Source organism: Streptococcus sp. 9.1 (genome assembly GCF_016648815.1).
Classification (GTDB): Bacteria; Bacillota; Bacilli; order Lactobacillales; family Streptococcaceae; genus Streptococcus; species Streptococcus salivarius_E.
On the sequence record NZ_JACLQS010000001.1, the window covers coordinates 429,034 to 442,377 of the forward strand.

A 13,344-nucleotide genomic window follows, 5' to 3' on the forward strand; every position below is an offset into this window, starting at 1 on the left:
TTACAAAAATATTTTTTGTTTTTTGAGGTAAAATCTTGACCAAGATAATAAGTCATGATAAACTATTGTTAGTTTATAAACTAACAGAAAGAGAGTTACACGATGAAAACAAGTGCAATTATTGAATTTAAAGATACATACGCTAGCATGGAATGCCACGAACTTGGTTACCAAACCAAGGAAACTGCCTTAGCTATTATTTCTCCTACTGGACATATTCTATCAAGTACACCGCTTTTCAGAAAGGTATATGGTTCAAATACTGCTCACATCGACCAACTTCCTTTCAATATAGATAACCTTAGTATCACAGCAAGAGGTCTTAGTAAAAAGGCTAAAGCCAACTTAGAAGATTGGATTACCCATACTATAATTCTTCCAATGGACTATGATAAGTCCTTTACTAAGCATCAAGAACTTTTGCACCTCTTAGCAGATTCACCTATCGTTGAGTCTGTCCAATCTTTAACTTATAAGACAGTTAAGATTCATTTTTCCGAAACACTCAATGATGAACATATTCGCCAACTGCAAGGTTTTATTCTCGCTCAGGCAGGCATCTACAGCTATATTGGGACATCTACAGTCTCAGACCGAAATGCCCACCAGGCTCTTGAATGGGCTAAACTTGATGTTAATGGTCGTTCGCACAACGATCACAAGCCTGCTATTTTCCATCGTAGTAAGGGCCTCTTAAGTGGTTTCTTTCACCATGGAAGCCAAGAAAGTATTGCATAGATAATAATTGGGACACCTTGTGTCCTTTTTTGCAACAAAAAACTCACCATAAAGGTGAGCTAGATTGATTTATTTACTGTGTTTCCAGTTACTATAGATACTAAATACGACAATCCAGATGGCTGCTCCAATAGCTCCGACAACTGTTGACTTTTGCAAGAAGAGACAAACAAAGACGAAGATAAAGAAAAGGATAGTCAATGGATTAAGAATCTTGTAGGCTGGCATAAGGAAACCATCAGCCATAAACTCTTGAGATTTACGGTACTTGAGATGAGCAAGCATGGTCAAGATATAGATAGCGATGTAGACCCCTGATGATGATGCGGTAATCAAAGCAAAGGCATCAGATACACCAGGCAAGACATTGATGAAGGCTGAAACACATACCACAATGGCTGAAACAATGATGGCACGTGAAGGAATACCATTACGTGACAAAGTATCTAGCTTCAAAGCTTTCATGACTTTACTATTTGGTGTTTCCTTAGCAATTTGGAAGAGGTGACGACCTGTAGAGTAAAGTGTTGAGTTCAATGATGAAGCCGCTGCTGTCAAGACAACAAAGTTAATGAAGGCTGCTGCCCACTTGATACCAGCCATTTGGAAGACCGTTACGAACGGTGATTCATTAACTGGAAGTTTTTGCCATGGGAAGATAGCCATGAGGGCAATGAGGGCACCCACATAGAAGATGACAATACGAATCGGAATCTCCTTGATGGCCTTTGGTAAGACCTTACGTGGATTTGCTGTCTCGGAAGTTGTAATCCCTACAAATTCGATGGCTTGGTAAGCAAAGAAGACCATTTGGAAGGTCATGACAAAGCTTACCCAACCTTTAGGGAACATCTGGAAGCCTTGTGTAATATTGGAAAGACTAGCATGTCCAGCAGGCGTTTCAAAGTTGGTCGCTACCATGAAGATACCTGTTGCGATAAGAGCAAGAATGGTGATAATCTTGATCATCCCAAACCAAAACTCAACTTCCCCGAAAATCTTAACTGCAATCAGATTAACCGAACTCAAGATAATCAGGAAGATGATCTGTATCTGCCAGGCAGGCCAACTTGGGAACCAATATTGCACATAGGTTGATACTGCCGTAATTTCTGCCATCCCGAGGAATATCAGTGATACCCAGTAAGACCAACCCGAGAAGAATCCCCAGCCCTTACCAAGGTATTTGGTAATAAAGTTGATAAAGGTGTGCTGGTCAGGATCCATATAGAGCATCTCACCGATCGCTCGCATCATAAGATACATGAAGATACCAGTTAGTATATATACTAAGATGATTGAAGGTCCTGTTAGGGAGAGAGAACGCCCTGCCCCGAGGAAGAGACCTGTACCGATTGTACCAGCGATGGCAATCAGCTGGACGTGACGGTTTTGAAGACCACGAACCATCCCATTCTCAGTCTGGTTGTCGTCGTCTTTATGATGTTGCTTTTGCGACATTTTTTTCACTCCAATTCTATTGAGCACGACTCATTGAATCATGCCATTTTTTAACATAACTTATATTTTACCATTTTTGAAATAATTGGTCAATTTTATACAGAATATTCAGAATTTTATACTTCAAAACAAGGGCTTGGAAAAATTCCAAACCCTTGTACATCGTTATTATGATTCAGGATCATCGAGGCTACGGCCATGCAAACCTTTTTCACGTTGTACTTGACGTAGTTTTTCAGGTGTCACATCGTTACCTTCTTCGTCAACCACTTTAATTCCTTCGATATGGTGACGAACTGAGCGACGGTAACCTTCAATGTATTCTTCACGAAGTTTTGCTTGCTCCACTTCTTCTTCTGGAGTCAAACCTTCGGTTTTTTTCTTTTTAGCAAGCTCATTGATACGAGCGATTTTTTCAGGTGTCATAATAAAACCTACTTCCTACCTGTTACCAGATCATTATTTTGTGTTCAATTGGTTGAAAGCTGCAACAGCTTTGGCTTTGGCTACAAGACCTGCAAGAAGGGCCAAACGGTTGTTTTTAACCGCTTCATCTTCTGCCATGACCATAGTGTTGTCAAAGAAGGCATCGATGACTGGGCTAAGAGCGAAGAGCTGTGCCAATTTGTCACTTGCTGAACCTGTCAATTCAAGCTCTTCAATCGCTTTAGCAAGGGCTTTTTCTTGGTCGTTTTCAAAGAGACTAGCATCGACTGTCACTGAAGCATCCGCTTTTTCTGCCAAGTTGAAGGCACGAGAAAGTGACTCAACAGCTGCCTTGTAACCATCAGTCTTAGCAGCTTCTGAGAGGGCGTCAGCTGCTTCAAGCATATCAGCCACGACAAAGTTTGAACCAGCAAGAACGGCTTCTTTGATATCTTTTGAAGTGCGTCCCATCATCTTGTCCACACGCGCTTTGATGAAGTTGATGACTTCTGCTTGATTGTCATATGAAAGACTATCAAATGAAAGTCCGTAAAGGCTGTCAATCAACTCATCCATAGGGATATGCCAACCAAAAGCATCCAAGATACGAACAATCCCTTGTGTTGCACGACGAAGCGCATATGGGTCATTGGAACCTGATGGAATCAAGCCAACTGAGAAGAAGGAAAGGAGGGTATCCAATTTATCTGCAAGCGCAAGGATAGCACCAACCTTAGTCTCTGGAAGAGCTCCGTCTGCTGAATCAGGAAGGTAGTGCTCACGGATAGCTGTCGCAACCGCAGCATCTTCACCAGCAAGGAGAGCGTATTTTTCACCCATGATTCCTTGCAATTCATCGAACTCTCCGACCATACCAGTCAAGAGGTCAAATTTGTAGATTTCAGCTGCACGAGCTACGGCTTCCGTTTCTTCTGCAGTCAAACCAGCTTGCTCAGCTAGTGACGCTGCAATGACACCAGCGCGCGCCATGTGTTCTGAAAGAGAACCAATTTTTTCGTGGAAGGTTACGTTAGCCAATTTAGCAACGAGGTCTTCAATCTTAAGTTTTTGATCTTCACGCCAGAAGAATTCACCATCTTCAAGACGTGCCACCAAGACTTTTTCATTTCCTCGAACGACATTTTCCAAGTGCTCAGCGTTACCATTACGAACTGAGATGAAGTTTGGTTTAAGTTTACCATCAAGGTCACGTACAACAAAGTAACGTTGGTGCGTTTCCATTGATGTCACCAAAACTTCTTCTGGAACATCCAAATACTTAGTATCAAAACTTCCCATAAAGGCAGTTGGGTATTCGACCAAGTTCAAGACTTCATTCAAAAGTCCTTCTTCGATTTGGACTTGAACGCCTTGTTCTGCTTCGATAGCTTTGATTTGCTCACGAATCATGTTTTCACGTTCTTTGCTATCCGCAATCACGTAAACGGTACGAAGGTCTTCTTCATAAGAATCCGCATTAGTAATTTCCACTTCATGTCCAAGGAAACGGTGTCCACGGCTCACACGACCTGACTTGATATCCAAGAAATCAAGGTCAAGTGCTTCGTCGCCCAAAAGGACAACCAAAGTGTGAACAGGGCGAATGTATTCAAATGTGTTGTTAGCCCAGTGCATGCTAACAGGGAAGGTCAATGAAGCAAGCACTTCTGGAACGCCAGCCAAGACTTCTTTAGCTGGTTTTCCAGCTTCGTGTTTAGTGACATAAACGTACTCTTCGCCTTTGACTTCACGGAATTCGATATCATCAACGGTCAAGCCTTTTCCACGAACGAACCCTTGCGCCGCTTTTGAGAAGTTTCCATCTGCATCCAAGGCGATTTTCTTAGAAGGTCCTTTAAAATCTTCAGTCAAATCCGATTGTTGGTCAGCTAAACCAATCACACGGACGGCCAAACGGCGTGGTGTTGAGAAGGTTTGAATGCTTTCGTATGAAAGACGGTTGTCATCCAAGAAGGCTGCCATTTTCTCACCGAGTTGTTTTTCACTTGGTGTGACAACGTAGGCTGGCAACTCTTCAAGTCCTAGTTCTACTAATAAGTTTTTTGTCATGTTTTTTCCTTTACAAAATTCTTCTTTTTGATAGGCATCTTAGGTACTGGGGACGTCGCTAACTAACTTTGTGAGGCTGTAGGGAAATCTTCTGTCTCCTTGACATCGATTTCCAACAGTCTCATCAAAGTGGATTTAGCCAACTGATTTTTGAACCTAACGTTTCAAAAATCCCCATATACCATTACGGCAGTGCCTATCCCTTTAGCAAGTCTTCGACTTGCCTCTGGGTAGTCATGTGGGCTCACTTTGTTTGCCCATTTTCCATTCTTGTAACTCTTTTTATTCTTCCTCTTCTGCTAGGAGTTTTGCGCGTGTGGCTTCGTCAAGAAGTGGGTAACCAAGTTTTTTACGTTCTGCGACGAAGGTTTTGGCTACGACACGGGCCAAGTTACGGATACGGGCAATGTAGCCAGCACGTTCTGTAACAGAAACAGCACCACGAGCGTCAAGCAAGTTGAAGGTGTGTGAACATTTCAAAACGTAGTCATAGGCTGGGTGAACAAGGCCCAATTCCAAAGCACGTCCTGCTTCTTTTTCAAATTTTTCGAAGTTTTCAAGAAGCATATCTTGATCAGAAACTTCAAAACTGTATTTTGAGTGTTCATATTCTGGTTGAAGGAAGATTTCTCCGTATTTAACGCCTGGAGCCCACTCAATATCGTAAACTGAATCTACTTCTTGGATATAAGAAGCCAAACGTTCCAATCCGTAAGTGACCTCAGAAGTTACCGGGCCAGTTGCCAATCCACCAACTTGTTGGAAGTAGGTGAACTGAGTGATTTCCATACCGTCAAGCCAAACTTCCCAACCAAGACCAGCTGAACCAGTTGATGGGTTTTCCCAGTTGTCTTCAACGAAGCGGATATCGTGCTCCAAAGGATTGATCCCCAATTTTTCCAATGACTCAAGGTAGAGTTCTTGGATGTTTGATGGTGATGGTTTCATAACCACTTGGAACTGGTGGTGTTGGTAAAGACGGTTTGGGTTTTCCCCGTAACGACCGTCTGCCGGACGACGTGATGGCTCTACATAAGCCGCATTCCATGGCTCAGGACCAATGGCACGAAGGAAGGTATATGGACTCATTGTTCCCGCACCTTTTTCATTATCATAAGCCTGCATGAGCATACAACCCTGGTCATTCCAGTATTGTTGCAAAGTAAGGATAATTTCCTGGAAAGTCAATTTTTTGGACATGTTTTACTCCTTTTTCTATAATTTCTTGCGACACGAGTCTACCTCGTCGATCGTACGAGGCAAGACGAGTTAGTACTGCGTCTAGCTCAGGCACCCTAGTGCTGAGCGTGGGGCAGTCCGACTATAAGGAGGTATCTGCCACTGACGCAGTGAAAGGTTAATTTCTTAGGCATTGATACTCCTTAATTTAATATTAAATCCGTGACTTAGAATACAAAAAGAACCGTGTCTCTGCTCCTAAGTCAAACGACCTAGGGGCGTCAGAAACGCGGTTCCACCCTAATTTATTACTTCATTTTATCTGTTTGTCTTCAGCTATTTGCTGAGAGAAAGCGCCACTTGCCTACTTTGCTCTACTTGGCTTCCACTGTCCCAAGCTCGCTAGAAAAACGCCATAAGCCCTTCTTTCTTGTCAGTATTATAGCAGAAATAGAGAAACTTGTAAAATAAAATTCTAATCCTTCTTACTAATCCCCATTTCCTGACGAACATGTACATGGGAGTCTTCATGGAGAATATCATTATCAAGAATTGAGGCTTCTCGAAGTTCTTCAGCCTTTTTCTTGTCCCGATGGGTCAAGTCTTGATTGGGATCATAAGCCTTCTCAACGATAGACAAGAGATGATTTCGAATTTCCTTTTCCTTACGAATCTTAGCTTTTTTGCGGTAGCTAGCCACAACTAGCACTACCAACATCAGCATTCCCAAATAACCGATAATAGGATACATAACCGCTACCAGTTGACGGAAGCCTATGAAGGAAATAGCAAAACCAGCAAGAGCAAATGCAGCCACGAAGAACTTGAAGCGTTTCTCACTACCTGCTGAAAAGCGTTTACCAAGGGCATAGTAGAGACTAAAGACGGTATTAAAAATCAAGCCAAAAATTACTAAAGCGTAAAGCGTTGCAAAGATAGGATTCACTTCCTTAGCGATAGCCAACATAGGAACATCCGAGCTAGCAATTTCATCACTGTTAGCAAAGAGGATTAAGGTTGTGACAAAGAAAATCACACCAACCATAAATCCTCCCCAGGCTCCGCTCTTTTCAGCTTCATTGATTTTGAGAATAGAGCCACCCATGACAAAGGCCATGGCTATGGCTGACATGACACAAACGGCAAAATAATTAACCACAGACAGCCAAATACTTGGGAAGGGAGATTGAATGGTTTGCGACACCTTATCCATCTCAGCAAAATCCCAGTGACGCCCTAAAACATTGGTCACGAATATCATGGCAATCATAACCAAAATCATAGGGGTAAAAACTCCAATAACACCAATGATTTTTTTGAAATCTAGGAAACTCACAAAGATTGTCAGAGCTGTACACAGGAAGGCACCTACCCAAATCGGAAAGCCGAACTGTTGGTTTAGGTTAGCCCCTGCCCCCGCTGTCATAACAAAGCCAAACAGGAAACAAGTGATAATCAAAGCGATATCCAAAATACGGTAGATAACAGGGTGACTGATTTCTGCCAGGACTACTGAGTGATCGTCTGAGCGGTAATAACTTCCCAGAGCAATCATGAGTCATGCAAAACTCCTAGAACTATGACACCTATCAGTCCCCAGGCTCCAAAACTAACAAAATACTGTAAGAGGTCCTGTCCTGAAGATACCCCTGCACCAATCATTACACCGACATAGGCCAGGGCAATGCTCCAAATACGTTTTGACATATTCCCTCCTGTAAAATACAAAGTATTTCTATTTTACACTAACACCTTTGTAAAAATCAATAAAAAACAGCACCTTCATAAGAAAGTGCTACTCATACTCTTATTTTTCCCAACCTTTTCGTCCATCAACAAAGGTTGCTTGTAATTCCAAGGAGTCATCTAATACAATAAAATCAGCTGGTAAACCTGCTTTTAGGCTTCCGCAAGTATTTTCAAGTCCAACCGATTTAGCTGGAACACTAGTTGCCATTTGTAAGGCTTGAGCAACTGTCACAAGTCCCCAATCAACCACATGTTTGACACCGTCTTTAAGTTGTAAGATAGATCCAGCTAGATTACCACCTTCTTTGAGGCGGGCGGTACCATTTTCAACAATAACAGGAAGTTCGCCTAACATATAGTCGCCGTCCGGACAGCCTCCCGCTGACATACAGTCTGTAATTAGGGCAACTCCTTGAGGTGTCTTTTGCTTGATAAGAACCTTACAAGCTGCAGGGACCACGTGATGACCATCTGCAATCAGCTCACCAATAGTTTCTGGACTATCGAAGGCTGCCCCAACCATACCTGGCTCACGGTGGGTAAAGCCACGCATCCCGTTGTAGACGTGAACCCAAACGGACGCCCCGGCTTCCACTGCTGCCATGGCTTCTTCATATGTGGCATTGGAATGACCTAGAGCGATTGTCACACCTTGCTTGGTTGCTTCTTGGATAAATTCAGCTACTCCCTCACGTTCAGGGGCAAGAGCCAATTTAATCAGTTTTCCTTGAGCCGCCTCCTGCCATTCCTTCAATTGTTCCACACTTGGATTGCCCATATACTTAGGATTTTGAGCTCCCTTGTAGGTCTCAGTGAAATAAGGTCCTTCAAAGAAGAGCCCTTGAATTTTGGCACCAGTCTCCTTACCAACCGTATTAGCTGTTGTTTGGCAAATAGCCTTCAACTCTTCAAATGGCGCTGTTAAAGCTGTCGGTAAGAAGGAGGTCACACCTGCTGAAAGCAAGGCTTGACTCATGCCTATAAGACTTTCCTCAGAATTATCCATGACATCATAACCCGCAAATCCATGAATGTGAGTATCTACAAGACCCGGAGAAATCTGATAATCACTGTAATCTAGCACCTCTGCACCTTCTGGTACATTTTCCGTCCAGTCACCAAAACGGCTATCCTCAACCGCTAGGTAGCCACCTTCCTTGATTTTATGTTCAAAATAAAAACGTTTGGCTGAAATATAATAGGTCATAGGACCACCTCTCATCATTTTTCTATGTTTTTAATACGCTTTCATTATAACAAAAAAGCCGAGAAATTTTCTCGACTTTCTCTATTAAATCACACCTTCTGTAACCTTTTCAACAAGGTTAATCGCATGGTCTGCGATACGTGTGTAATGTGAGAGGTAATCAACATAGTTGATACCTGCTTGCGCAGTACACTCACCATTGTTAAGACGTTTGGTATGTATTTTACGCAATTGTTTTTCAAGTTTTTCCAACTCTTCATGGCGAAGGATGACTTGACCTGCAAGTACCTTATCGTCATCTACAACAACACGAATACTATCAAGGGCGATACGGTGAGTACGGTTGTAAACATCCGCAAGCTCAGCCTTGGCAGTATCAGAAAATTCAATTCCCTTATTATGAATGTGTTGTGAAAGGTTTGCACTTGCAACTGCAAGGTCACCAATACGCTCCAAGTCACGAACAGAGTCAAGCACACTTGCCAACACTTCATTTTCAGAAACGCTTAGAGATTCGTTAGAGATGTCAATCAAATAAGTTGTCAACTCTTCGTCAATACTATTAACTGCTGTTTCATACTTCTCAACCTTATCGAAGTATTTTTCATCTCCCTTAGCAAAGAAAGCATAGGAAGCTTCCAAAGACTGGATGGCGTACGATGCCAAGTGCACCAATTCTTTCTTAGCATTACCAAGGGCGATAGCTGGTGCTTGTGTGATAAGCAAACGGTCCAAGTAGAGTGCTTCGTACTTGTTAATCTCATCTTCACCAGGAATAATCTTAGTCACAAGGTAAGCCAAGAGTCCGATGAATGGGAATTGAACAATAGTATTTGCGATGTTAAAAGTACCGTGAGCAAAGGCGATAGTCATCTCAGGTGTCAAACCAAGCACAGACTTAAACCATTGAATCAAGGCTGTGAATGGTACCAAGAGAATCAAACACAAGACCGTCCCGATGACGTTGAACAGGACGTGAGCCCCCGCCACACGTTTAGCTGCAATGTTTGAACCAAGAGCAGCTAGAACCGCTGTGATAGTCGTCCCGATATTATCTCCAAAGAGGATTGGAAGGGCACCTTGCAGATCAAGCAAACCACCTGAGTAGAGGCTCTGAAGAATACCGATGGTCGCTGCTGACGATTGAATCAACATGGTCAAGCCAGCACCGATGATAACCCCCATGACTGGGCGATCACCCAAGGTTGCCAAGTAGTCCTTAAAGGCTGTAACTGACTTCAAAGGTTCTACCGCATCTCCCATAAGGTTAAGGGCAAAGAAAATCCCCCCAACACCAAACAAGATACGTCCTAGATTATTGAGCTTCTTATTGCTTGTAAAGAAGAGAAGCGCAGCCCCCAGGAAAATCACTGGAAGGGCATAGTCACCAAGCTTGAAACCAATCATGAAGGAAGTTACGGTTGTACCGATGTTTGCCCCCATGACAATACCAATAGCCTGACGAAGACTCAAAAGCCCTGCCGAAACCAGACCGACGACAATAACGGTAACCCCTGAACTCGATTGAATCAAGGCCGTCATGACAATACCAATCAAAACCCCTAAAAACGGGTTGCTGGTATACTTATCGATGTAAAAGCGCAACTTATCTCCGGCTGCTTGTTGAAGACCATCTCCCATATACTTGATACTAAAGAGGAAAAGCCCCAAACCACCGAGGAAAGAAAACGCAATATCTTGCCAATTTACTGACACATTTTTGTCCTCATTATTTAAAAATTTTCGGTTAAACCGACCTTTCTATTGTATCGATTTATTAGGGAATAGACAAGGCTTTTTCCACAAAATAATAGAAAGATCAGAAGAAATTCTGACCTTTCTAGATATCTTATTTAATCCACTTGAACATAACGGCGAACACCACTATAGCTGATGTAAGAAATCCAACTATGATCGTCTTGAGTAACCTTCATATCAAAGTTAATCTTATCGCCTGCTTCTAAGTAAAATTCAACTGGAGCTGTATCACTAGGAGTATTTTTGACAACTGTGCGTTTGGTAAGCGTGTAACTGCCAGATTCTGCTATACCACCATCAATTGGAAGTTGATTGTCAGTAACTGTCACATCTTTAGGTAGCGTCACATTGTCTGATTCTTTAAAGTAGACCTTTGTTCCACCAGTACTGGTTACTTGAATGGTATCTTGTTCATAGCTAGGACCAGAAATAGCTGCCTTTTTAGAAACAAAACTAATATCGCCAACAATACCAGAGGTGTCACCCCTATCTCTTGAAAGGGTAGCATCATACTTACCTGAGCCCTCTTGATAATTATCTTTCGGATGCACATAATTGTGAACTGTCGCTTGACCTTGGGCAGTGATATCTCCTACTAGACTAGTATTGTTAAAGACCAGACGACTACCATCACTGGACTTCCAAGTTCCAGCAATACTATCAAACTGACCACGCGCTACAGCACTCACATCCATATCCACGGTGGTTACTTGCGTATCCGTTTTAGCTTGAGCTTGACTGCTAGATTGGCTACTTGAAGCTTGGCTATCACTTGAGCTCTTTGGCGCTTGAGATTGACTGGCTGAAGATTGGCTCTCGTTTGATGATTTAGGTGCTTGGGACTGGCTACTTGAGGGAACTGATGAACTCTTTGAAGATGATGACTGAGCCTGACTACTACTCGAACTTGGGACAGAAGCCTTTTGACTACTTTGCGCGCTTGAAGATTCCGTCTTTGAACCCGAAGATTCCTTGACCTTAGCACTAGACTTGCTAGTCTTACCGCTATCTTTACTAGATGATTTAGCCTTACTTGATGAGGTCACCTGGCTGCTATTAGGCGTCTTATCTGCTGAACTGGATTCCTTATGGCTGGAACAGGCCGTCAGCAAAGCCATTGAGGAAAGGGTAACCATTGAAAGCACGATTGCTTGGGAAAATTTGTTTTTCATAATCATTTCCTCATTTCTAGTCTATCACATAAAGTAAAGATAGGACCTATGTCACAAGGAAACACAGGGTTCTCTCTACTTTTAAGGGAACAATCTTATCTACACTTTTATTATATCATTTTCTAATGTAAACGCTAAGATATTAGCCTTGTAAATCCTAAAATAGAGATGAAAATATCTTGAATCCTTGTGATATAATAGAGACAAAAAATTGAAAGTTATACCATGACATTCTATCTTCTAGCACAAGTATTCTCAGCCATAGGTGCCCTATGTGTCGCTATATCCTCTTTTGCAAAATCAAAAAATAACATGCTCGTCTGGCAAATTACCGACTATATTTTTACTGCTATTGCCAACCTGCTTCTCGGAGGCTATACCGGTGCTTTAACCATTAGTATTTCCATCATACGTAATAGCCTGATGGTCAAAAAGAAGATGACCAAGACTATCTTGACCATCCTCATCATTATTCAAATCATCGTCGGAACCTATCTCAATCAACTTGGGATTGTTGGTTATTTACCTATCATCTCTTCAGTTTCCTATAGCCTAGCTATTGCTACCACACCAAACCTTCAATGGCTTCGCTGGGTCATTATTGAAAATATGTTACTTTGGCTAATTTACGATTTGACCATTCAGGCTTACCCAGCTGCCATCACTGATGTCACTATCACACTTACTACTCTCATTGCCATTATCAGAAATCGAAAAACCTTTAGCAAACAATAAAGCTAAAGGTCTTTTTCTTATAGAGCCCAAGTACGAATGGCGTGTGCCACACCTGCCTCGTCATTTGTCAAAGTCACATACTTACACAAAGCCTTAATGTCGTCACTCGCATTACCCATGGCAACGCTTTGACCGACGAATTGAAGCATTTCAAGGTCATTGGCAGCATCGCCTAGAGCCATGATTTGATCTGGGTTAATGTCAAGCTTTTCTGCTAAATGTTTAAGCCCGCTAGCCTTTGTTGCCCCTTGTGGCATGATTTCAAAGATATAGTCTTGACTACGAACTGTACTATAGCTCTGACTAAGTCCATCTTGCACGGCGTTTTGGAAGGCGTCCAAAGGTTCAGAATCAGCCATATACATGGCTTGGAAAATCACTTGACCTTCCGCAAAGATTTCTTCCAAACTCCTAGCTTTCGCTTCTGTGAAGACAGTGCCAGCATCATAAGCTACTAACTCAGGCACCTCATCGCCCACAACATAATAAGTCTTTTCTCCAGTCAAGGTTAGAGCCACCTCTGGAAAGTCTTCGCAAGCCTGCAAGAGTTCTTCCATTTCAGGGCGAGATAAACTTTCAGATTGCAGCAAGGTCCAATTTTTTGTCTCATAAGTTGAACAACCATTGTTCATGATAATATACTCTTCTTCACTCAATCCTAATTTCTCAAAATGTGGAAGAATGCCTGAACGTGGGCGTCCTGTACAAAGTACGATTTTAATGCCTGCCGCAGCTGCTTCTTGAATAGCCTTAATATTCTCTTCAGGAATCTCTTTTTGGCTATTTAAGAGCGTCCCGTCCATATCTATTGCAATGAGTTTCACTTGGTTCTGATTCATTTTACTCTCC

Annotated in this window: 10 protein-coding genes and 1 pseudogene; 2 read left to right on the forward strand and 9 right to left on the reverse strand. The window is 42.3% G+C overall.

Annotated elements, in window-relative coordinates; all coding sequences use genetic code 11:
- The first annotated feature begins 102 nt into the window (after positions 1-102).
- A complete protein-coding gene (locus H7T93_RS02035) occupies positions 103-738 on the forward strand; it encodes a hypothetical protein (RefSeq protein ID WP_021144563.1) in 636 nt (211 codons plus the stop codon).
- Positions 739-807: 69 nt separating this feature from the next.
- Here the strand turns inward: H7T93_RS02035 and H7T93_RS02040 are convergent, their stop codons facing one another.
- From H7T93_RS02040 to H7T93_RS02075, 8 genes and pseudogenes are all read right to left on the reverse strand, one after another.
- Positions 808-2,199, reverse strand: coding sequence for an amino acid permease (locus H7T93_RS02040; RefSeq protein WP_021144564.1), 1,392 nt, complete (start codon positions 2,197-2,199; stop codon positions 808-810).
- Between the two features lie 168 nt (positions 2,200-2,367).
- Complete coding sequence (locus H7T93_RS02045) at positions 2,368-2,625, reverse strand: DUF896 family protein (protein WP_002886085.1); 258 nt, start codon at positions 2,623-2,625, stop codon at positions 2,368-2,370.
- A gap of 33 nt (positions 2,626-2,658) precedes the next feature.
- Complete coding sequence (glyS, locus tag H7T93_RS02050) at positions 2,659-4,695, reverse strand: glycine--tRNA ligase subunit beta (protein ID WP_021144565.1); 2,037 nt, start codon at positions 4,693-4,695, stop codon at positions 2,659-2,661.
- 282 nt (positions 4,696-4,977) lie between these two features.
- A complete protein-coding gene (gene glyQ / locus H7T93_RS02055) occupies positions 4,978-5,895 on the reverse strand; it encodes a glycine--tRNA ligase subunit alpha (RefSeq protein WP_002886077.1) in 918 nt (305 codons plus the stop codon).
- A 454-nt stretch (positions 5,896-6,349) separates the two neighbouring features.
- Positions 6,350-7,581, reverse strand: a pseudogene (locus H7T93_RS02060) (hypothetical protein).
- A gap of 100 nt (positions 7,582-7,681) precedes the next feature.
- Positions 7,682-8,830: an N-acetylglucosamine-6-phosphate deacetylase gene (gene nagA / locus H7T93_RS02065; protein ID WP_175057443.1), complete on the reverse strand. Its 1,149-nt coding sequence runs from the start codon at positions 8,828-8,830 to the stop codon at positions 7,682-7,684.
- An 84-nt stretch (positions 8,831-8,914) separates the two neighbouring features.
- The gene (locus H7T93_RS02070) at positions 8,915-10,546 is read right to left on the reverse strand and encodes a Na/Pi cotransporter family protein (RefSeq protein WP_002890237.1); all 1,632 of its coding nucleotides are present in this window, start codon (positions 10,544-10,546) and stop codon (positions 8,915-8,917) included.
- 137 nt (positions 10,547-10,683) lie between these two features.
- Complete coding sequence (locus tag H7T93_RS02075) at positions 10,684-11,760, reverse strand: SH3 domain-containing protein (RefSeq protein ID WP_175057442.1); 1,077 nt, start codon at positions 11,758-11,760, stop codon at positions 10,684-10,686.
- Positions 11,761-11,985: 225 nt separating this feature from the next.
- Here H7T93_RS02075 and H7T93_RS02080 point away from each other — a divergent pair, with 225 nt between their 5' ends.
- Entirely contained in the window at positions 11,986-12,495 is a 510-nt protein-coding gene (locus H7T93_RS02080; RefSeq protein ID WP_175057441.1) for a YgjV family protein, read from the forward strand.
- Positions 12,496-12,512: 17 nt separating this feature from the next.
- Here the strand turns inward: H7T93_RS02080 and H7T93_RS02085 are convergent, their stop codons facing one another.
- Positions 12,513-13,334 (reverse strand): Cof-type HAD-IIB family hydrolase, encoded by an 822-nt coding sequence (locus tag H7T93_RS02085; protein ID WP_060972511.1) that lies wholly within the window; start codon positions 13,332-13,334, stop codon positions 12,513-12,515.
- Between the last annotated feature and the right edge of the window lie 10 nt (positions 13,335-13,344).

Coding starts and splice junctions, on each gene's coding strand:
- H7T93_RS02045 (WP_002886085.1), bottom strand. CDS start 2,625: ATGACACCTGAAAAAATCGCTCGTATCAATGAGCTTGCTAAAAAGAAA.
- glyQ (WP_002886077.1), bottom strand. CDS start 5,895: ATGTCCAAAAAATTGACTTTCCAGGAAATTATCCTTACTTTGCAACAA.
- glyS (WP_021144565.1), bottom strand. CDS start 4,695: ATGACAAAAAACTTATTAGTAGAACTAGGACTTGAAGAGTTGCCAGCC.
- nagA (WP_175057443.1), bottom strand. CDS start 8,830: ATGACCTATTATATTTCAGCCAAACGTTTTTATTTTGAACATAAAATC.
- H7T93_RS02075 (WP_175057442.1), bottom strand. CDS start 11,760: ATGAAAAACAAATTTTCCCAAGCAATCGTGCTTTCAATGGTTACCCTT.
- H7T93_RS02085 (WP_060972511.1), bottom strand. CDS start 13,334: ATGAATCAGAACCAAGTGAAACTCATTGCAATAGATATGGACGGGACG.
- H7T93_RS02035 (WP_021144563.1), top strand. CDS start 103: ATGAAAACAAGTGCAATTATTGAATTTAAAGATACATACGCTAGCATG.
- H7T93_RS02040 (WP_021144564.1), bottom strand. CDS start 2,199: ATGTCGCAAAAGCAACATCATAAAGACGACGACAACCAGACTGAGAAT.
- H7T93_RS02080 (WP_175057441.1), top strand. CDS start 11,986: ATGACATTCTATCTTCTAGCACAAGTATTCTCAGCCATAGGTGCCCTA.